Genomic DNA, 20,572 nt, shown 5'->3' with positions numbered 1-20,572 from the left:
AAACACCTCGCCCGAGCCCACCGCGGCACATTTGACGAACACCAGCGAATCATCATGGACTGGTGGCTCTACCTGCATACCCAACACCACGATGACCCGCTGGCGCTAGCAATCGAGCAAGACTTCGGCCACGCAGGCTACGCACACGCCCGCCAGGCACACATGCGTGAACGCGACCAAGCCAACTCACCCGACGGTCGACCGAAAGTCTACGACACCGGCATCGACACCGACTTCAACCCCTCCTGGGCCATCCGACACGGCTGGGCAGGACGCTCATAACCCCAGCACAACACCCCACAACCCACCCATCCCAACCCCCAAAAAGCACACAATTTGTCACTTAAGTCGACACGCCGAGAAAAGCACACATTTTGTCGCTTAACCCTAAAAAAATTCTAAGAAGGCAAAGAAAAACCCGGCACCTCGTGTTCTAGGTGCCGGGTCTCTGCTTCGAATTTCTCTACTTGGGACTATACGGAACCAGCTGCGAAAAGGGGAATACCCGTGAGAAAATCGGCCTAAACTTTAAAGACAGGGGACAACGAAGGTTTCTTAACTTTCTCTTAATTTCGCGCTGACCTTGGGGTATTCCAAATAGAAAAAAGTTTGAAAAACGGGGACACGTCACGCAGTTCAGCCCCGTACGGGGGGAGGATGTAACGGGGGTAGCGGGAGTGTGACTCGCGACATAGCGAGTATGGGCTTGTGATTCCAGATGGTAGGTTAAGGGAGTACCTTATCCCCACTACGGAACGTTCGGCACGTACCTGCCGATGGAGGACCACATGGCATCAGTAACTTACGACAACGCAACGCGCATCTACCCGGGTGCGACCACACCGAGTGTCGACAAACTCAACCTTGAAATCGCGGACGGGGAGTTCCTCGTCCTCGTCGGCCCGTCCGGCTCCGGTAAGTCGACCGCGCTGCGCATGCTCGCCGGTCTCGAGGACACCAATGAAGGCCACATCCGCATCGGCGACCGCGACGTCACCCACGTCAGCCCGAAGGACCGCGACATCGCGATGGTCTTCCAGAACTACGCCCTGTACCCGCACATGACCGTGCGCGAGAACATGGGCTTCGCGCTGAAGATCGCCGGCATGGACAAGGCCGAGATCGACAAGCGAGTGGAAGAGGCTGCAAAGACCCTCGACCTGACCCAGTACCTCGACCGCAAGCCGAAGGCACTGTCCGGTGGTCAGCGCCAGCGCGTGGCTATGGGCCGCGCCATCGTGCGCAAGCCACAGGTCTTCCTTATGGACGAGCCACTGTCCAACCTGGACGCGAAGCTGCGTGTGCAGACCCGTACCCAGATCGCGAACCTGCAGCGCCGCATGGGCGTAACCACGCTGTACGTCACCCACGACCAGACGGAAGCCCTCACCATGGGCGACCGCATCGCCGTCCTGAACTTCGGCGTCCTGCAGCAGGTAGGCACCCCGCGTGAGCTCTACGATCACCCGAATAACGTCTTCGTCGCAGGCTTCATCGGCTCCCCGGCCATGAACCTGTCTACCTTCGACGTCGACCTGAACGAGAAGGTGGCCAAGCTCGGCCGCGCCTCCATCCCGCTTTCCGACGAGCACATCTCCCACCTCACCGTGGAAGACGACGGCCAGGTCATCCTCGGCTTCCGCCCAGAGTCCCTGCAGGTCGTCGACGAGACCGCGAAGCACTCCATCCCGGTCGAGATCGACTTCGTGGAGGAGCTCGGCTCCGACTCCTACCTGTACGGCCACCTCGCAGGCGGCGGGTGGAAGGAAGAGGGCCTCGAGGAGGAAACCTCCGGCCAGATCGTGGTGCGCACCGCGCCACTGTCCGGCGTGATGAAGGGCGACGTCGTCCACGTCCAGATCGTTGACGGTGGGCTCCACGTCTTCAGCAAGGCAACCGGCCAGCGGATCTAAGGACACACATTGCGCGAGAAACTCAGCGTTGTCTCGCCCGTCTACGCACCGACGTTGCTGAAAATGCCGTGGGCGCAGCCACTCGAGGACTGGTCCTCCGACCTCCTCGCGGCGCTGCCCCGCGGCATTTCGCGACACACGGTGCGCCTCATCGAAGCTGACGGGCTAGTTTTCGCAGTCAAGGAAATCGGCGGGGAAGTCGCCTACCACGAGTACAACATGCTCCGGAGGCTCCAAGAGCTCGACGCCCCCTGCGTCGTCCCCGTGGCCGTCATCACGCACCGCGTCGACGAGAACGGCGAGGAACTCACCCCCTGCCTGGTCACGGAGCACCTGCGGTTCTCACTCCCGTACCGCGATGTGTTCTCCCGCGACATCACCGTCGACACCATCAACAAGCTAGTGCGCGCCCTGGCGGTGCTGCTGGTGCGCCTGCACCTGCTCCACTTCTACTGGGGCGACGTCTCCCTGTCCAACACCCTGTTCCGGCGCGACGCCGACCAGTTCTCCGCCTACCTCGTCGACGCCGAAACCGGCGAATTCCACGACCCCATCTCCGACGGACGACGCCTCTACGACGTCGACGTCGCCCGCGTCAACATCATTGGCGAGATGATGGACCTGCAGGCAGGCGGCTACCTTCGCGAGGACGTCGACGTGATCACCCTCGGCAACGACATCGCCTCCACCTACAACGAACTGTGGGACCTGATGACAGGGGAGCTCATCGTCGAAGGTGATGCGTTCGGGGCGATCGCTGGGCGCGTCGCAAAGATTAATGAGCTGGGCTTCGACGTCGGCGAAGTCGAGATCGAACACGACGGGGAAGACACCTACCGGGTGATCATCGAACCCGCCGTGTTCTCCACAGGCTTCTACCAGAAAAAGCTGCTGCGGCTCACCGGACTTGAGGTGCAGGACCGGCAGGCGCAGCGCCTCCTCGGCGAGATGGAGGTCTACCGCGCCGTGCGCTACGGCGGCAAGCTCCCCCTCGAAGCCGTCGCGCACCGCTGGATGGTAAAGAACTACGAACCCATCGTGGAACTCATCCCGCCGCAGCTGCGCGAGAAGCTCGAACCCGCGCAGATTTTCCACGAAATCCTGGATCACCGCTGGTTCATGAGCCAAAACGACCAACGCTACGTCACCTTGGCCGAGGCGGCGCAGTCCTATTTCGATCATGTGCTGCCGGGGCATCCGGACGAAGCAATCGTCTATAAATTACCCCCGGAGATGTGACGCGGGCCATAATGTTTGCCGTGCTCCATAAATGGTCACTATGCTGAGGTAGTACCTTATAACGCGCCGTGAACCGCATCGGGTAACGCTGGCAAGGAGCACGGCTACACATGAAGGATGGCCCATGAAGAAATTCACGCGAGCTTTTGCCTCAACCGCTGTCGCAGCACTGGCAGCATCCGCCCTCGTCGCCTGTGGCGGCGGTGGCGACACCGAAGGTCCGAACGTCTACTTCCTCAACTTCAAGCCTGAGCAGGACGCGACCTACCAAGCAATCGCCGAAGAGTACACCGCAGAGACCGGCGTCCCAGTCAAGGTCGTCACCGCGGCATCCGGCAACTACGAGCAGACCCTGCGCACCGAGGTCGGCAAGTCCGACGCTCCGACGCTCTTCCAGATGAACGGCCCAACCGGCTTCAAGACCTGGAAGGACTACACCGCAGACCTGTCCGACTTCTCCCTCGCACAGGACCTCAACGAGGACGTCACCCCGCTCACCGCGGAAGACGGCACCGTGCGCGGCATCCCGTTCGCAGTTGAAGGCTTCGGCATCATCTACAACGAGGACATCACCGATAAGTACTTCGCACTGCCAAACCCGGCAGTCGCCTCCATGGACGAAGTCAAGAACTTCGAATCCCTGAAGAAGCTCGCCGAAGACATGCAGTCGAAGAAGGACGAGCTTGGCATCGACGGCACCTTCGCCTCCACCTCCCTCACCAGCGGTGAGGACTGGCGCTGGCAGACGCACCTGGCCAACGGCCCGATGCACTTCGAGTTCGAGGACCTCGGCACCACCGACGCAGAGGACGTCACCTTCAAGTACAACAAGGAGTTCAAGAACCTCTTTGACCTGTACCTGAACAACTCCACCGTCGCGCCGACCCTGGCACCGTCCAAGGCAGTCTCCGACTCCATGGCAGAGTTCGCACTCGGCCAGGCAGCCTTCGTCCAGAACGGTAACTGGGCATGGTCGCAGATCGCCGACGTGAACGGCAACGTCGTGAAGGAAGACAAGATCAAGTTCCTCCCGATGTACATGGGCCTCCCAGATGAGGAGAAGACCGGCATCAACGTCGGCACCGAGAACTACCTCGCCATCAACGCCAAGGCCCCAGAAGAGGACCAGCAGGCCACCAAGGACTTCCTGAACTGGCTGTTCACCTCCGAGGCAGGCAAGAAGCACGTCATCGAGGACCTCGGCTTCATCGCGCCGTTCAAGAACTACACGGAGACCGACGTCCCGGCAGACCCACTGGCACGCCAGGTGCAGGAGGCAATCTCCAACACCGAGCTGACCACCCTGCCATGGGACTTCCAGTTCTTCCCATCCCAGCAATTCAAGGATGACTTCGGCGGCAACCTCGCCCAGTACGCATCCGGCAACATGGAATGGGCAGACGTCGTCGCTAAGTTCAGCGAGGACTGGAAGGCCGAAAAGGGCTCCAACTAAGCACTGAACATGTTGTAAACCAGAGCGCGGGGTGTGCGAACAGCGCACTCCGCGCTTTTTATTCCCCAGATAGGCACCACAAATGCAGCAATCACTGAAGAAATATTTCCCAATCTTCGTACTGCCGACGCTGCTTGCGTTCTTGATCGCCTTCCTTGCCCCATTCGTCATTGGTTTCCTGCTGTCATTCACCAGCTTCCACACCATCACCGACGCAACCTGGGTAGGAGTCGACAACTACGTCCAAGCGTTCCAAGCACGAGAAGGCTTCGTCCGAGCGTTCGGATTCACCGCCCTCGTCTCCATCGTTTCCATCATCACCGTCAACGTCTTCGCGTTCGCAATCGCCTGGACACTGACACGGAAACTCAAAGGCACCAACTTCTTCCGTACCGTATTCTTCATGCCGAACCTCATCGGCGGCATCGTCCTCGGCTACACATGGCAGTCCATGATCAACGCCGTGCTCGCCCAATACGGCACCACGATCGTCTCCGACTGGAAGTACGGCTACCTCGGCCTGGTCATCCTCATTAACTGGCAGCTCGTCGGCTACATGATGATCATCTACATCGCCGGCCTGCAGAACGTGCCACCAGAGCTCATCGAAGCAGCAGAACTCGACGGCGTCTCCAAGTGGGAAATGCTCCGCCACGTGACCATCCCAATGATCATGCCGTCCATCACCATCTGCCTCTTCCTGACCCTGTCCAACACCTTCAAACTCTTCGACCAGAACCTCGCGCTCACCAACGGTGCACCAGGAGGATCCACCGAAATGGTCGCCCTGAACATCGTCAACACGATGTTCCTGCGCAACAACGTCGAGGGCGTCGGCCAAGCCAAGGCCGTCATCTTCGTCGTAGTGGTCGTCGTCATCGCAATGTTCCAGCTGCGCGCAACACGCAGCAAGGAAGTGGAGGCATAACCCATGGCAACCAAAACAAAGGCACCCGTCACCGCCTCCGAGGCGAGCGTCAGCGGCCCAGCCAAAGTACTCATCTACGCGGTGCTGGTCTTCCTCACCGTGGTCTTCCTCGGACCCATCGTGTTCATCTTCCTGAACTCCTTCAAGCAGAAGTTCGCAATCTCCAACAACCCATTCGCCATCCCACTCGGCGACATGTGGGCCGGATTCGAAAACTACATCACCGGCATCCAAGGCGAAGGCTTCGCGTGGGCCATCGTGTGGTCCTTCACCATCACGATCCTCTCCGTCGCCTCCATCGTCTTCTTCTCCTCGATGACCGCCTACTACATCACCCGCGTGAAAACGTGGTGGACGTCCACGCTGTACTACCTGTTCGTGTTCTCCATGGTCATCCCGTTCCAGATGGTGATGTTCCCAACCGTCACCATCGCCGACCGCCTCGGCCTGGCCAACCCGCTCGGCATGGTGGTGCTCTACACCGGCTTCGGTGCAGGCCTATCCGTCTTCATGTTCGCCGGCTTCGTCAAGTCAATCCCACTCGAGATTGAAGAAGCAGCAACCATCGACGGCTGCAGCCCACTGCAAACGTTCTTCCGCGTCGTCCTCCCGATGCTCAAGCCAACCGCAGTGACCGTCGCCATCCTCAACGCAATGTGGGTCTGGAACGACTACCTGCTGCCATACCTCGTCATCGGCCTGTCCACCCCATACCGCACCATCCCAGTGGTCATCCAGCAGTTCGTTGGATCCCAGGGCAACCGCGACATGGGCGCAATGATGGCAATGCTCGTGCTCGCCATCGTCCCGATCATCATCTTCTACATGTCTTCCCAGAAGCACATCGTAGAAGGTGTCGCAGCTGGCGCCGTGAAGGGATAACATGCTGGCGTGAGCCTTTTCAATCCCGATTCCCGATTTATGTCCGCCTTCACCTTGATGGCGGACATTGTCATTGTCAACATGCTTTTCGTCCTGTCCAGCCTGCCAATCGTGACGGGCGGCATGGCGATCCGCGCGGCGAACGTCGTCACCGGTTACATGGTCGAAGGCCGCGGCTCCCGCTACGGTCTGCACTACCTCCGCGAGTTCCGCTACGGCGGCGGCAAATTCGGCGGCGCCTCCACGCAGTGGTGGGGGATCCTCGTCGCCATCGCCCTCGGAGTCATCTACCAACAGTGGGTCATCTTCCAAGCAAGTATCGACGGCCACCTCCTCAACCTCACGCAAGGGCTCACCCTGTCCGGCATCCTCATCATCGCCGGCATCAGCGTGTGGTTCTTCGCCCTCCAGGCGCAGCTGGACCTCCAGACAACCCCAGAAGGGCAGCAAAAAGCGCCCCTGGGCGAAACCCTGGGGCGCTCCGTGATCCTCACGTTCCAGCAACTGCCACGCACCCTCGGCGCACTCCTGTGCATCGGGGCGGCGGCATCCCTGCCGCTGTGGACCTCAGTTGCCGTGTGGATCCCCGCCTACTTCTTTTTGGTGCCGGCGCTCACGCTGTTTCTTGTGCAGCTGCTCGTCGCGGCACCGCTCGGGCGGGGGCTCGCTAACGACTAGGCGTCCTGCGCCTGAATCTCCTTAGCGCGTTCCATATCCTGCGTGACGATCTTGCCCTTCGCGAAACGGTTCACAATCATCGCGATCGCGCCGTCACCGGTCACGTTCGCCGCGGTACCGAAGGAGTCAACCACAATGTAAGCGGCGATCATCAGGGAGATCATCGACTCGTCGAAGCCCAGGTTCGCCTGCAGCAGGCCAACCGCGGCCATGATCGCGCCACCAGGCACGCCCGGCGCAGCAATCATCATGATGCCGAGCAGCAGCACGAAGCCGACGACCGCGCCACCGGTGATCGGCAGCTGCGCCATGAACACAATCGCCAGGGCGTAGAGCGTAATCTTCATCATCGAACCAGACAGGTGAATCGTCGCGCACAGCGGCACGATGAAGCCCGCCACGTTCTCGTCCACCTTGTTCTTCAGGGTGGACTGGTAGGTGACCGGAATCGTCGCCGCGGAGGACGACGTACCCAGCGCCGTGAAGTACGCCGGCAGCATGTTCTTCAGCGCCGTGAACGGGTTCTGACCCGCCACAGCACCAGCGATCAGGTACTGGCCCAGCACGATCACGATCGTCATGCCGACCGAGAGCAGCAACACCACGCCGAACGCGGCCATCGTCGAACCGAAGTTCTCGTTCATAGCCAGGTTCAGGAACGTACCGAAAATGAACAACGGCAGCAGCGGAATGACGAAGCTCTGAACCACCTTCATGATCACGTCACGCAGCTCGTTGAGCACCTCGTGCATCGTGCGGGACTTCACCGTGGTCATCGCGATACCAATCACGAACGCGAGCAGCAACGCCGACATCACCTCAAACGGTGCAGGCATTTCCACCTCGAAGAACGGCGACAGGCCGCCCTCGGAGGGGTCGTCGATATCTGTACGCAGCTGCGTACCAGCCAGCAACGTTGGGTAGAGTGCTGAAGCCACACCCCAGGCAATCAGGCCGGAAATGATCGTGGATCCGTAGGCGACCCCGGCCGTGATACCCAACCACTTACCCGCGCCCTTGCCCAGGCCCGCAATCGCGGGGGCGATCAGGGAGAAGATCAGGATTGGGACGAAGAATCCCAGGAAGTTCGAGAACAGGCCGTTGAACGTCACGAAGACGCGCGCGAGCCAGTCAGGAAAGAAAAAACTGCACAGAAAGCCGGCGACGATCGCCACGACAATCCAGAAGAGCAGCGAGCTCAACACTTTCGATTTCATTGTTGCACCTTTAATACGAGGCGATGGACAGATCCACAGGCGAAAAACCTGTGATGGTTATGCTATACGGTATGTTGCTTGCACAGAGCCCTAATGGGCCATTTTCTGACACAAGTTCCATAAATACTATCATTGGGATACTCCTTATAGTATTCACTGTGGCACTTCTCATACCCGGCGTCCTCGCGACCGCCGGGAAGCTGCCCGGCAACGGTGTGATCGGGCTGCGTGTCCCGGAAGTTCGCAAGCACGAGTCCACTTGGCGCCAAGCACACCGCGTCACCGGCCCCTTCTGGGTGCTCGCCGCAGTCGCCTTCGCCATCGGCGCCGCCTTTGCATTTATTGCATACGGCTGGATGTGGATTCTCGTCGCCGTGGCGGTCATCGCCGCACTCGTGAGCATCTCCGTCGGCGGCAACTTCGGAGCCCGCGCCGCCGCGCTTGTCGACGCCGCCCTGGACGCCTCAGACTCAGACTCCTCAGACGAGCCCGCCGTGGACCTCGGCGCGCTACGCAAGGCCGCCGGGAAGGCGGACGAACAGCAGTAGCCGTTTTATATTCACGCTGTACGCAGGGAGTTTGATGGTTCCGCGTACAGCGTTCGCTCTCTCCGCTACCTTTACACCTATGACTTTCACGACTCAGAAGAACTGGTGGTGGCTCCCCAACACGGCGAGCCACCTCTTCTAGTACGTTCTAGAGTCTCAACAACGGCCCGCCGGCTTGTAACCACAAGCACCGCGGGCCGTTTGCTTTGGCTCACACGCCCTCGGTGTACCAACACCCGAAGGACGACCATGAGCACACACACCACCCGCCGCGTGAAGTACCACGCGGACGCCGCCAGCCTCTTCGCGCACCTCGGCGGCACCACAACCCGGGACACCGTCCTGCTGGAGTCCGCCGACATCACCACCCGCTCCGGTATCCAATCGGTCGCGGTGCTGCGGGCCGCGGTGCGCGTCACCTGCTCGGGCAGCCATGTACACGTCGAGCCGCTGACCGCCTTCGGGCGCACGGTGGCTGCTCAACTGCGGGAGCAGCTGGGGGAGTACCACGTCGGCGAGAACGTCTACGCGTTTCCGCCTGTTGCCGCTGCTGTTGTTGCGGACGAGCGCGAGCGCCTCACCGCCACCTCCACCGTCGAGGTACTGCGCGCGCTCAGCAACTTCGGCTTCCTCGCCGGCGGGTTCGCCTACGACTACCTCGACACCTTCGAGGAGCTCCCGGCCGTCGCCGACGGCGCCAACACCTACCCCGACTACCAGTTCGTCCTCGCCGAAGTGCTCCTGCGCATCGATCACCAAGCACAGTCCGCGACGCTCAGCGGAGTTGGGATTGACGCGCTCGCCGAGCGTATCGACGCTGCTTCGCCCACACCATTACGTTCCTCGGAGGAGGCCGGCGGCACCCTGGTTGCTCGCGCCGACATCCCCGACGCGCAGTTCTGCGCCGACGTCGAACGCCTCAAGGAGCACATCTACAACGGGGACATCTACCAAGTCGTGCCCGCCCGCAGCTTTGTCGTCGACTGCCCGGACGCGTTCGCCGCGTACCTCCAACTGCGCGCAACTAATCCTTCGCCGTACATGTTTTACCAAAGGGGCGTCGATAAGCATGGTGAGTCTTTCGAGCTCTTCGGCGCCTCCCCCGAGTCCAACCTGAAGTACAGCAACGCCGACCGCGAGGTGCAGCTGTACCCGATCGCGGGGACGCGGCCGCGTGGGCTCGCCGAGGACGGGACGGTCGACCACGAGCTGGACACGCGGATGGAGCTGCAGCTGCGCACCGACGCCAAAGAAGTCGCCGAGCACACCATGCTCGTGGACCTCGCGCGCAACGACGTCGCCCGCGTTACGGAGCCCGGCACGCGGAGGGTCGCGGAGTTGCTGCAGGTAGACCGCTACTCGCGTGTCATGCACCTCGTGTCCCGGGTCACCGCGCGGCTGGCTGAGGACCTCGACGCACTCGATGCGTACCGGGCGTGCATGAACATGAGCACGCTCACCGGGGCTCCGAAACTGCGCGCCACTTCGCTGATCCGCTCGCTCGAGGGCACCCGTCGAGGGTCCTACGGCGGGGCCGTCGGTTACCTGGACAGCAACGGCGACTTTGACACCTGCATCGTGATCCGCTCCGCGTACGTCACCGGCGGGAAAGCGATCGTGCAGGCAGGCGCCGGGGTCGTGCGCGACTCCAACCCGCAGTCCGAAGCCGACGAGACGCTGCACAAGGCGTACGCGGTACTCAACGCGATCGCGCTGGCCGCCGGCGCAGAACTGGAGGTAATCAAATGATTGTGCTGCTGGATAACCAGGACTCGTTCGTTTACAACTTGGTGGACGCGCTTGCTGAGTATGAATCAGTAGTCTTCCGCAACACCGTTGATGAGGACTCAATACTGGCGCTGGATCCTTCACTGATCGTGCTTTCACCAGGCCCTGGGTACCCGGCCGATGCCGGCTGCATGCCCGAGCTGATCCGCCGAGCGCAGGGCAGCGTGCCGATGCTCGGCATCTGCCTCGGCTACCAAGCCCTCGTGGAACACTTCGGCGGCACCGTCCAGCCCTGTGGGCCCGTCCACGGCGTCTCGGACACCATGAGACTAACGTCGGAGGGCCTTGCGTCCGGGCTCTTCCGCGGCATGACCAGCCAGCTCGGACACCCCGGGCGCGACGTGCCCGTGGCACGTTACCACTCGCTCGGGGCGGTGTCCCTCCCTACGGGAATGCACGCTTTGGCACGCACCGGGGACATCGTCATGGCCGCCGCAACCGACGACGGCATGTCCATCGGGCTGCAATTCCACCCCGAATCGATCCTCACACCCGCAGGCCCAACGATGCTGCGCCGGTGCGTCGACAAGCTGAAGAAAGGAAACTAACCATGGCAACCGAACGATCCCTCACCATCCTCAAGCGCTTCCTGGACAACCGGGAGCCGACCCTCGAGGAAGCGATCGAGGCATTCACCCCGCTCACCGTCGGCGACTACGACGACGTCCACATCGCAGCACTCCTTGCCACGATCCGCACCCGCGGCGAAACCTTCGCCGACATCGCCGGCGCGGCACGCGCGTTCCTCGCCGCAGGCCGACCGTTCCCGGTGACGGGGGAGGGGCTGATGGGCACCGCCGGCACCGGCGGCGACGGCGCAAACACCATCAACATCACCACCGCGGCATCGTTGGTGGCGGCCGCGGGCGGGGTGCCGATGGTGAAATGCGGCAACCGGTCCGTGTCCTCCAAGTCCGGTTCCGCCGACGTCCTCGAGGCCCTGAACATCCCACTCGACCTCGACCCCTCGCGCGCGGTGCGACAGTTCGAGTCCTCCAACTTCACCTTCCTCTTCGCGCCGGCGTACAACCCGGCCATCGCGCACGTGCAGCCGGTGCGCAAGGCGCTCGGCGTGTCCACGCTGTTTAACACGATGGGACCGCTGCTCTCGCCGGCGCGGCCGGAATACCAGATCATGGGCATCGCCAACCCGGCGCAGGGACGCGTCATCGCTGAGACGATGCGCGAGCTCGGGCGCGGGCGCGCGCTCGTCGTCCACGGCGCGGGCACCGACGAGCTGGCGGTGCACGGCGAGTCGCAGGTCTGGGAGCTGGGCCGCGACGGTTCCATCACTGAGTACGTGCTTACGCCGGAGGAGCTCGGCCTTCAGCGCTGCTCGCTCGAGGACCTGCGCGGCGGCGACGGCGTGGAGAATGCCGCCGCCATCCGCGCAACCTTCGCGGGGGAGGGCCCGGCGGCGCACCGCTCGGCCGTCGCCGCCGGTGCGGGTGCCATGTTCTACCTCAACGGCACAGCGCCGACCATCGCCGACGGCGTCACCCACGCCCTCAACCTGCTTGCCGACGGCACCGTGCAAGCATGGTTGCAGCAACACGAAGAGGCTGATTACAGTGCCTAAGCAATTACCCACCGTGCTCGAGGAGATCGTGGCAAGCCGACGCGGCGATTTGGCAGCGATCCGCGAGCGTCTTGCCCACGTGGATGTCGCTGCGCTGCCGCGCTCGGAGCGCTCGCTCTACGGCAACCTGAAGCGCGAGGGCACCAGCTTCATCATGGAGTGCAAGTCCTCCTCGCCGTCCCTCGGCCTGATCCGCGCCGACTACAAGCCCGGCCAAATCGCCTCGGTGTACTCGCGCTACGCCGCCGGCATCTCCGTGCTGTGCGAGCCCTCCCGCTTCGGCGGCGACTACGACCACCTGGCCACGGTCGCCTCGAGCACGCACCTGCCCGTACTCTGCAAGGACTTCATCATCGACGAGGTCCAGGTCTACGCCGCGCGCTACTTCGGCGCCGACGCTATCCTGCTCATGCTCTCGATTCTTGACGACGCCAGCTACGCCCACCTCTCCGGCCTCGCCGAGTCGCTGGGGATGGATGTGCTCACCGAAGTGATTAGCGAGGAGGAGGCCGTGCGGGCTCGCCGGCTCGGCGCGCGGATCTTCGGCGTGAACCACCGGAACCTCCACGACCTGTCGATTGACCTGACGCGCTCCAAGCGCTTGGCCCGGCTTGCTCCCGCAGACGCGGCGGTGGTGTCGGAGTCCGGCATCCGGTCCGTGGAGACTGTGCGGCAACTCGGCGGGCACTCGGACGGGTTCCTGGTCGGATCGCAGCTGACCAGTCAGCCGGACATTGACCTGGCCGCCCGGAAACTGGTGTACGGGCCAAACAAGGTGTGCGGGCTGACGTCGTGGAGCGCCGCCCAGGCCGCCAAGGCGGCGGGCGCGGTCTACGGCGGGCTCATCTTCGAGGAGACGAGTCCACGCAATGTTTCACGTGAAACATCGGCGGACATCATCGCGCATGAGCCGGGCCTGCGGTACGTTGCGGTCTCGCGCCGGACGTCCGGGTACGGCGAACTGATCCAGCCGGGCATTCACGCGGTGCAGGTGCACGCTCCGTACCAGGGATCGCTCGAGGCCGAGCGCTCGCTGGTGGACCGGGTGCGCGCGGAGATAGGGGAGGGCGTCGAGCTCTGGCGGGCGGTCTCCATGACTGCCCGGGCTGGCGTCGAGGTTGCGCTGGAGATCCGAGGGGGCGTCGACAAGCTGGTGCTCGACGCGCGCGACGGCGGCTCCGGCGAGACCTTCCGCTGGGCCGACATCCCCGATGAGGTGCGCGGCGACTCGCTCCTCGCCGGCGGGCTGCACCTGGGCAACCTTGCGGACGCGCTCGCCGTCGGCTGCTCCGGCGTAGACCTCAACTCGGGCGTCGAATACCCTGCTCAGGCCGGGCGTAAGGACGCGGGCGCGCTGCGGCGGGCCTTCGAGATCATCGGCAACTACCACTACCCAAGGACAGAGAATGACTGATTACACCCACGGCGGCAGCACCATCCTGCCCGCATACTACGGCGAATTCGGCGGGCAATTCGTCCCCGAGTCGCTCCTGCCGGCGCTTGACCAGCTCGAGCGAGCGTTTGTCGACGCCCTCGCCGACGAGAGCTTCATGGCCGAATACCGCGCGCTGCTTCGCGACTACCTCGGCCGACCGACCCCGCTTACCGAATGTCGCAATCTGCCCCTCAACGGCGCGAACGCGCGCATCTTCCTCAAGCGCGAGGACCTGGTGCACGGCGGCGCACACAAGACGAACCAGGTCATCGGTCAAGCACTACTGGCGAAGAAGATGGGCAAAACTCGCATCATTGCCGAGACCGGCGCCGGCCAGCACGGCACCGCGACCGCGCTCGCCTGCGCTTTGCTGGGTTTGGACTGCGTCATTTACATGGGCAAGACCGACATGGCGCGGCAGGAGCCAAACGTGTACCGCATGCGGCTGATGGGTGCTGAGGTAGTGGGCGTCGACTCCGGCGCCGGCACCCTGAAAGACGCCGTCAACGAGGCACTACGCGACTGGACCGCCACCGTCCACGAGTCACACTACCTGCTCGGCACCGCTGCCGGACCGCACCCGTTCCCCAAGATCGTCAAAGAGTTCCACCGCGTGATCTCCGCCGAGGCGAAAGCACAGATGCTTGAGCGTACCGGTGAACTGCCGGACGTCGTCTGCGCCTGCGTCGGTGGCGGCTCCAACGCTATCGGGATGTTCGCCGAGTTTATCGACGAGGAGGGCGTCGAACTCGTCGGCGTCGAACCCGGGGGAGAGGGCGTGGGCGTCGGCAAGCATGGCGCCGCGATTGCTGCCGGGACCGTCGGCATTCTGCACGGCACGCGCTCCTACCTGATACGTAACACCGACGGCCAAGTGGCTGAGTCCTACTCAATATCCGCCGGCCTGGACTACCCCGCGGTCGGACCCGAGCACGCACACCTTGCCAAGACGGGCCGAGCGAAGTACGTTCCCGTCACCGACGAATCCGCCCTGCGTGCGTTCCAGTTGCTGTCACGGCACGAGGGCATCATCCCGGCGCTCGAGTCCTCGCATGCGTTGGCGTACGCGCTGCAACGCGCGGCTTCCCACCCGGCTGACGCGGAGCTCCTCACAATCCTCGTTTCCCTTTCGGGCCGCGGCGACAAAGATGTCGCTCACGTCCGTAGAACACTCGCCGAACACCCGGAATGGGTCGAAAATTCACCGAAGGAGACCAACTAACATGTCCACCCCTACTACGTCACGTTACGAAAGACTCTTCACCTCCCTACAGGAGAGGGGAGAGGGGGCCTTCGTCCCATTCATCATGCTTTCCGACCCAACCCCCGACGACGCCCTCCAAATCATCGACGCCGCCGTCACCGCCGGAGCCGACGCCCTCGAACTCGGCGTCCCGTTCTCCGACCCCGTCGCCGACGGCCCCGCCATCCAGGCGGCACACGTGCGGGCACTCGATGGCGGAGCGACCGTCGATAAGGCACTGTCACAAGTTCGGACGATCCGCGAGCGATACCCCGACCTGCCGATCGGCATGCTGATCTACGCCAACGTCGCCTACGTGCGTGGTCTTTCCTCGTTCTACGAGGCGTTCCGAGAGGCCGGCGCGGACAGCGTGCTACTCCCGGACGTTCCTGTGCGCGAATCGGCGCCGTTCAGCGAAGCTGCTCTTGCCGCGGGTGTCGACCCGATCTACATCGCCCCTGCCAAAGCCAGCCCGCAGACTTTGGAGGGCGTCGCCGCGCAATCCCGCGGCTACATTTACGCCATCTCCCGCGACGGCGTGACCGGCGCCGACAAGGAAGCCTCCGTCGACGGACTTCGCGAGGTGGTGGATAACGTGCGGGCGTACGGCGGCGCACCGGTGCTGCTCGGGTTCGGGATCTCCACACCGCAGCACGTCGCGGACGCAATCGCAGCCGGGGCAGCAGGCGCCATCACCGGCTCCGCGATCGCGAACATCGTGGCCAAATACACCGAACACTCGCACCCGAACCCCGCGCGCATTACGGACATCGACGCGCTGACCGCCGAGCTGTCCTCCTACGTCACGGCAATGAAACAGGCTACTATCAGGGCATGACTTGTTCACGACGCATGTTCCTCCTCGGCACCGCCACCACCTTCGCCGGCGCGTTCCTCGCCGCCTGCGGATCTGAACCAACCGCCGAGGTAGCCAAAACCCAACTACCGGTCGGCAGCGCCGTCATCCTCGACGGCTTCATTATCGCCCAACCGACCGCCGGTGAGTATGTCGCATACTCCCAAACCTGCCCCCACCAGGGCCAGAAGATCACCAAGGTCGATGGGGACACTGTTCGCTGCACCGGCCACGGCTCCGTCTTCAGCATTATCGACGGCTCCGCAGTCTCCGGGCCAACGCAAAATCCACTGACCCCAGCGCAGCTGACAGAAGAGGGTGAGACGCTGAACGCGTCGATGTAAAACTGCTGCTTTCTCGGCCTGCCTGGCGTGGCCTGCGTGGCTATCATGTGTGCATGCCAGGTTTTCTTCGCCGTATTGACCCCTTGCTCCTCGGCATCATCCTCGCCGCGGTACTCGCGTTCATTGCGCCCGCCCGAGGCTCGTTTGCCGAGGGCTTTTCCATTGCTGTCAAACTTGCAATCGGTCTGCTGTTTTTCCTCTATGGTGCGCGTCTTTCCACCCGCGAGGCGCTGCAAGGTTTGACGAATTGGCGCCTGCATTCGATCATCCTCGCCTTTACGTTCATCGCGTATCCTTTGATCGGCCTGGCCATGCGCCCCACAACCGCGTTCATTTCCGACTCGGTATACCAGGGGATCCTCTATCTTTGCCTGGTGCCGTCGACTGTCCAGTCCTCGGTTGCACTGACAGGCATCGCGCGTGGCAATGTGCCGGGAGCGGTGGTGGCGGCGAGCCTGTCGTCGATAGTTGGTGTCGTAGCGACGCCCGCCCTCGTTATGGTCCTGATGGGTGCCGACAGTGGCATTCATATCGATGCATCCGTGTTCCGGAATGTTGCATTACAGTTGCTCCTTCCTTTCGTGCTGGGTCAGGTCGCTCGGGCAGTGGTGCCTGGTGTTGCTGGCTTCGCTGCGCGGAAAGCTACCAAGCTTGTTGACCGCGGGTCCATTTGGATGGTCGTGTACTCGGCGTTCTCAGCCGGTGTTGTTTCTGGCGTGTGGTCGAATGTTTCTGCGCTCGAGTTGGTCTTCCTCTCTGCGTTCGCTCTGGTTCTGGTTTGCGTCATGCTGTGGGTGACACGGGTTGTCCCGGAGGCCTTGAGGTTCTCGAGGGCGGACACGGTAGCCATCCAGATGTGCGGGACGCAGAAGTCTTTGGCGGCGGGGCTGCCGATGGCGTCGGTTATCTTTGGCGGCGGTCAACTCGGTGTGCTGATTGTGCCGTTGATGGTCTACCATCTGATTCAGTTGATGACGTGCTCCGCGTACGTCTCGCGCCTTGCCCAAACCACAGCTTCGAAGGAATAGTTTCACGTGAAACATTACGTCCGGATTCATTACAGCGCTCCAGATCTTGGGGGAGAGCTTCTCAATATTGCCGAACTTGAGGAGCTGAACCCTCGCGAATGTACGATGGTTCGGATGATCGAGCTGGACCCGAGCGAGACCATTACTGGCATTTATACCGACGGCAAAGTGATTGGTCAGGCGAATGAGCCGATGTCTATCGTTCCGCACCCAGACCTGTACGCACAGTTCGAGGGCATTTCTGCGACAGCCATTGCGGTAGAGGAGTTCGAGGCGCTGTGGGCTGAGGCTTGTAGTCTGCTGGGGCATGCTTAAACCTTGGGGGTGTCCCAATCCCACGTCGGTGCGGCTTCATCCGCAAACGAATCCACACCCCACCCATCCAACTCAATCTCGGCAGCATCATCGCGATACCCCACCCGACCAGGCTCACACACCCACTGCTCACCACTAGCAAACCGGAAATACAACGTCGGACCCGGCTTGACCACCCGAATAAACCCATCCGTGACCAACGAATGACACCTCGAGCACAACGGCACAAGATTCTCTATATCCGTTGCACCTCCTTCGGCCCAATCCCGAATATGATGCATCTGCAAGAACCTGGTATGCCCACAGCCTGGCACCGCGCACTTATGCCCCCACATCCCTAACAACACCTGCACCTGCTTCGGGCTTGCAAGCCTGCGTTTGCGCCCAAACCTAATCACCTGCCCCTGGGCGTCATAGAGCACACCCATCAAATCTGCATGATCTACCAGATTGGCAAGCCGTGCGGCAGGCGCCGCCATATGATTCGGTAAAAACGCCCGCCCATCTGATGTCATATGCACCATCACTTGTGCCGCTGGCGCCATCGTCGCATGTGTGGCGGCCCCGGTGCGCACCATGTGCACCATCCCCATGAGTGATTGCAGCATTAATCGTGCCGGTGGCAGCCCGAAGGTCGAGCGCATCATCTGCGCATCAGCCTCATCCATCGCGTTGTCGTCCGCATAGGCGTGTGCTCCTGCGCGCAGGGCTGCTTGAAAGGCCACACCGTCGGTAGCGTTCATGCAAAACCAGCCGCGTAGGTATTGGCCGTCTTCGCGGATGGTCAGCCCGCAGTGTGCACCAGCATCCTGGGGTTGCCTATTGGTGGGTGTTGCGCCTGCAAGGGCGTGTACGAGGCCTTGGTAGCCAGATTCGGCGGCTATCTCTACGAGTTCGTGTTGGTTTGTGTCGGTGGCGTAGTCGAGCATGTAGCGCACACTGGTGTAGTCGATGCTTCCTTGTCGCAGCGCGTCGAGGATGGTGGGAAAGCTTGTGAGTTTGCGTGCGACGGCGGCGTATTCGTAGGCGCGGGTGCGTTTCATTTTTAGCACTCTGGCAAGCCATGCCCCGGTTGAGGCACACCCGTAGGCTTCGGCGAGGTTGTGGGCGTCGAATTCGGCGATCGCGGTCAGTATTTCCGCGTGTGAGTATGCGAACAGGCGTGCGCTTTCTACGATGGTGTTGATGATGGTGTCGGCGTCGATGGTGGTGGTGTGCATGGTTCCCCCTGGTGTTTTGGTTGTTTTTTAGTATACGTGTTCGAATGGTGGTGTCAAGAGGTTTATCCAAATATTTGTTGGTGGGTGTCCGCGCGGCGGACAGTGCGCGGGGTGCTTTGCGACGCCACTTTCGAGCACGGGTGTGTGGGTGGGTGTCCGCGCGGCGGACACCTTGATGCAATCGTTGGGGTCTTGAGCTGAACTCGCTCTGTCCGCGCCGCGGACTGTGAACAAGGCCGTCACAAAGGGCTCGAAGTGTCCGCGCCGCGGACAGCTCAAATCTCGACTCGCCCAATTGGCTTTCGCGCTCTGTCCGCGCCGCGGAATGCTACTGGAGTCGACTAAAGCTTCGTTGGAGTCCGCGCAGCGGACTGTGCGCGAGGTTGCTTTGCAACAACGGGTAAATTGTCCGCCCCGCGGAAACCTTACTTATTGAGAGGTGGGTTGCAACAACGGCGAGTTGTCCGCCCCGCGGAATATCGAAACACGCAATCAACTGTCCGCCCCGCGGACAATCGGAGCCGTTCGACGGCCCCGTGGGAGTAGCAAGTTCTCAACCCACTCTGACCTATTGGTCCGAGCCCGCGCAGGGCAGGGGAGCGCTGTTCCCAAATCACCTCTCGGAATCATTTGATCTCCGAAGTAACGCACAGGACGTTCCGATCGATGTTAGTTGCAGACATGCCAAAACTTTGGCGAGTCCCTAACTTTAACCGATCCCACAAAGGAGCTACCCATGAAGCGTTTTACCTCCGTAGCAACTGCTGCAACTCTGTCCCTGTCCCTGGTCGCTGGCCCTGCATTCGCGGCTGAGGCTCAGCCTTCCGACAAGGATGCCAAGGTTGGCTCCTCGGTTGCCTACGCGCAGTGCAAGGCCAAGGCTGAGGCCGCAGAGAAGGAAAAGGAGGCTAAGGCAAAGAAGAAGGCAGCTGAGGCACAGACTGCTGGTGACATCGCTAAGAACAAGGCTGATCAGACTCGTCAGGAGATCCGCGAGGAGCTGACCTCTTCTTCTGACGAGCTGGATTGTGTCAAGGAGCTGATCAACGACAAGGATTACAAGGCAGGCATTCTCGGTCTCCTGATCGGCGTTCCGGCTGCGCTCGTTGCACTTCTTGGTGTCGTTGCTGCAGTCTCCGGCGTCATTCCGGGCATTCAGCTTCCAGCGCTGCCGTTCTAATTCACTTTTCGACGCCACATTCTGACCCAGCCTCTCGTATAAGGCTGGGTTTTTTCAATCTGTTTGGCGTTTATTAATACCAAATCAATAGCGCGGCCCCATCAGCCGCTCGTGGATCATCTCAGCCCCACACCACACTGTTGAGTGACAATAAATATAGGCACAACATCCCCTGGGAACGCTTCGGACGAGGCAAGTAAGTGGCAGAAATTGAAGCTTCGCCCCTACCAAGACTATGGACCAGTCTAACGTATGTGACGTTATTAAACCCTGTGGCATATACGCGAAAGCGCCCGGCCCGAAACCCGAGCCGAGCGCTAAATCTTGAAATCTACTTTGCGTTTAGTGCCAGGAACGCAAGACCACCAAGAGCCGCAACACCGAGCAAGGAACCCCAGATGATGTCGAAGGTGCGACCCATGGGCCAGCCCTTCTTCTCGTCGTTTTCAAAGGAACTTTGCAATGCGGCGGCGCCGAACAGCGTCTCTACAGCTGCTTGATCGTAATCCGCCTGGTTTTCGGCACCGGCCAGCTTGCCTGCTTGCAACAGAGCCAAAAGACCAACCGACGAGGTGACTTCGTCATCGTTGCTTGACGTGTCTGCAGCACCCGCCGGAACAACAGCGAGCGAAAGGGCAGTGGCGGCTGCGACGGCAGCGGTAGCGAAACGCTTCATGGAAATCTCCTGAATACAGAGGGCGATATTGCCAGGGTTTTGACAACAAC

Annotated in this window: 20 protein-coding genes and 1 pseudogene; 18 read left to right on the top strand and 3 right to left on the bottom strand. The window is 61.7% G+C overall.

Annotated features, from left to right (window positions below):
- The 7 genes and pseudogenes from KBX13_RS09090 to KBX13_RS09060 form a co-directional block, all read left to right on the top strand.
- A pseudogene (locus tag KBX13_RS09090) lies at positions 1-282 on the top strand (IS256 family transposase); the annotation flags it as partial.
- 506 nt (positions 283-788) lie between these two features.
- Entirely contained in the window at positions 789-1,913 is a 1,125-nt protein-coding gene (locus KBX13_RS09085) for an ABC transporter ATP-binding protein (protein WP_070363397.1), read from the top strand.
- Between the two features lie 9 nt (positions 1,914-1,922).
- Positions 1,923-3,152, top strand: a complete 1,230-nt coding sequence (locus tag KBX13_RS09080) for a DUF4032 domain-containing protein (protein ID WP_070361628.1) — start codon at positions 1,923-1,925, stop codon at positions 3,150-3,152.
- Between the two features lie 124 nt (positions 3,153-3,276).
- Complete coding sequence (locus tag KBX13_RS09075; RefSeq protein WP_256021821.1) at positions 3,277-4,605, top strand: ABC transporter substrate-binding protein; 1,329 nt, start codon at positions 3,277-3,279, stop codon at positions 4,603-4,605.
- An 82-nt stretch (positions 4,606-4,687) separates the two neighbouring features.
- Positions 4,688-5,533: a carbohydrate ABC transporter permease gene (locus tag KBX13_RS09070; RefSeq protein WP_070478633.1), complete on the top strand. Its 846-nt coding sequence runs from the start codon at positions 4,688-4,690 to the stop codon at positions 5,531-5,533.
- A gap of 3 nt (positions 5,534-5,536) precedes the next feature.
- Positions 5,537-6,415: a carbohydrate ABC transporter permease gene (locus KBX13_RS09065; RefSeq protein WP_070361625.1), complete on the top strand. Its 879-nt coding sequence runs from the start codon at positions 5,537-5,539 to the stop codon at positions 6,413-6,415.
- A 9-nt stretch (positions 6,416-6,424) separates the two neighbouring features.
- A complete protein-coding gene (locus tag KBX13_RS09060; protein WP_256021820.1) occupies positions 6,425-7,093 on the top strand; it encodes a hypothetical protein in 669 nt (222 codons plus the stop codon).
- Here KBX13_RS09060 and KBX13_RS09055 read toward each other — a convergent pair.
- Complete coding sequence (locus KBX13_RS09055) at positions 7,090-8,310, bottom strand: dicarboxylate/amino acid:cation symporter (RefSeq protein WP_070975436.1); 1,221 nt, start codon at positions 8,308-8,310, stop codon at positions 7,090-7,092. The two genes, KBX13_RS09060 and KBX13_RS09055, sit on opposite strands and share 4 nt — an antisense overlap.
- 158 nt (positions 8,311-8,468) lie before the next feature.
- On the opposite strand from KBX13_RS09055, the gene KBX13_RS09050 reads away from it, so the two are divergent.
- The 10 genes from KBX13_RS09050 to KBX13_RS09005 all read left to right on the top strand — a co-directional run bounded on the left by KBX13_RS09050 (position 8,469) and on the right by KBX13_RS09005 (position 17,446).
- Positions 8,469-8,858 carry an SdpI family protein gene (locus KBX13_RS09050; protein ID WP_256005797.1) on the top strand — a complete coding sequence of 130 codons (390 nt, stop codon included), beginning with the start codon at positions 8,469-8,471 and terminating at the stop codon, positions 8,856-8,858.
- 249 nt (positions 8,859-9,107) lie between these two features.
- Entirely contained in the window at positions 9,108-10,607 is a 1,500-nt protein-coding gene (locus KBX13_RS09045) for an anthranilate synthase component 1 (protein ID WP_256021818.1), read from the top strand.
- On the top strand, positions 10,604-11,194 hold the full coding sequence (locus KBX13_RS09040) for a gamma-glutamyl-gamma-aminobutyrate hydrolase family protein (RefSeq protein WP_070975438.1): 591 nt from the start codon (positions 10,604-10,606) through the stop codon (positions 11,192-11,194). Before KBX13_RS09045 ends, KBX13_RS09040 begins: the two co-directional genes overlap by 4 nt.
- 2 nt (positions 11,195-11,196) lie before the next feature.
- Entirely contained in the window at positions 11,197-12,225 is a 1,029-nt protein-coding gene (gene trpD, locus KBX13_RS09035; RefSeq protein WP_256021817.1) for an anthranilate phosphoribosyltransferase, read from the top strand.
- Positions 12,218-13,639 (top strand): bifunctional indole-3-glycerol-phosphate synthase TrpC/phosphoribosylanthranilate isomerase TrpF, encoded by a 1,422-nt coding sequence (gene trpCF / locus KBX13_RS09030; protein WP_256021815.1) that lies wholly within the window; start codon positions 12,218-12,220, stop codon positions 13,637-13,639. The genes trpD and trpCF overlap by 8 nt, the downstream gene beginning before the upstream one ends.
- Positions 13,632-14,882 carry a tryptophan synthase subunit beta gene (gene trpB, locus KBX13_RS09025; RefSeq protein WP_256021813.1) on the top strand — a complete coding sequence of 417 codons (1,251 nt, stop codon included), beginning with the start codon at positions 13,632-13,634 and terminating at the stop codon, positions 14,880-14,882. Before trpCF ends, trpB begins: the two co-directional genes overlap by 8 nt.
- Before the next feature lies 1 nt (position 14,883).
- The gene (gene trpA / locus KBX13_RS09020) at positions 14,884-15,741 is read left to right on the top strand and encodes a tryptophan synthase subunit alpha (RefSeq protein ID WP_256021810.1); all 858 of its coding nucleotides are present in this window, start codon (positions 14,884-14,886) and stop codon (positions 15,739-15,741) included.
- Positions 15,742-15,755: 14 nt separating this feature from the next.
- Positions 15,756-16,103, top strand: a complete 348-nt coding sequence (locus KBX13_RS09015; protein WP_370687332.1) for a Rieske (2Fe-2S) protein — start codon at positions 15,756-15,758, stop codon at positions 16,101-16,103.
- 53 nt (positions 16,104-16,156) lie between these two features.
- A complete protein-coding gene (locus KBX13_RS09010; RefSeq protein ID WP_070478612.1) occupies positions 16,157-17,131 on the top strand; it encodes a bile acid:sodium symporter family protein in 975 nt (324 codons plus the stop codon).
- Positions 17,132-17,137: 6 nt separating this feature from the next.
- Positions 17,138-17,446, top strand: coding sequence for a hypothetical protein (locus tag KBX13_RS09005; protein ID WP_070975444.1), 309 nt, complete (start codon positions 17,138-17,140; stop codon positions 17,444-17,446).
- On the opposite strand, the gene KBX13_RS09000 is transcribed toward KBX13_RS09005, so the two are convergent.
- Positions 17,443-18,666 (bottom strand): HNH endonuclease signature motif containing protein, encoded by a 1,224-nt coding sequence (locus KBX13_RS09000; protein WP_256021807.1) that lies wholly within the window; start codon positions 18,664-18,666, stop codon positions 17,443-17,445. The two genes, KBX13_RS09005 and KBX13_RS09000, sit on opposite strands and share 4 nt — an antisense overlap.
- 736 nt (positions 18,667-19,402) lie before the next feature.
- Between KBX13_RS09000 and KBX13_RS08995 the strand changes: the two genes are divergently transcribed.
- A complete protein-coding gene (locus KBX13_RS08995) occupies positions 19,403-19,846 on the top strand; it encodes a hypothetical protein (RefSeq protein WP_256021806.1) in 444 nt (147 codons plus the stop codon).
- 331 nt (positions 19,847-20,177) lie between these two features.
- On the opposite strand, the gene KBX13_RS08990 is transcribed toward KBX13_RS08995, so the two are convergent.
- On the bottom strand, positions 20,178-20,522 hold the full coding sequence (locus tag KBX13_RS08990; RefSeq protein WP_256021803.1) for a hypothetical protein: 345 nt from the start codon (positions 20,520-20,522) through the stop codon (positions 20,178-20,180).
- Positions 20,523-20,572 lie beyond the last annotated feature (50 nt).

Origin of the sequence: Corynebacterium sp. CCUG 51687 (genome assembly GCF_024453995.1) — a bacterium.
GTDB classification, from domain to species: domain Bacteria; phylum Actinomycetota; class Actinomycetes; order Mycobacteriales; family Mycobacteriaceae; genus Corynebacterium; species Corynebacterium pseudogenitalium.
This window is presented reverse-complemented; position numbering and strand designations above follow the sequence as displayed.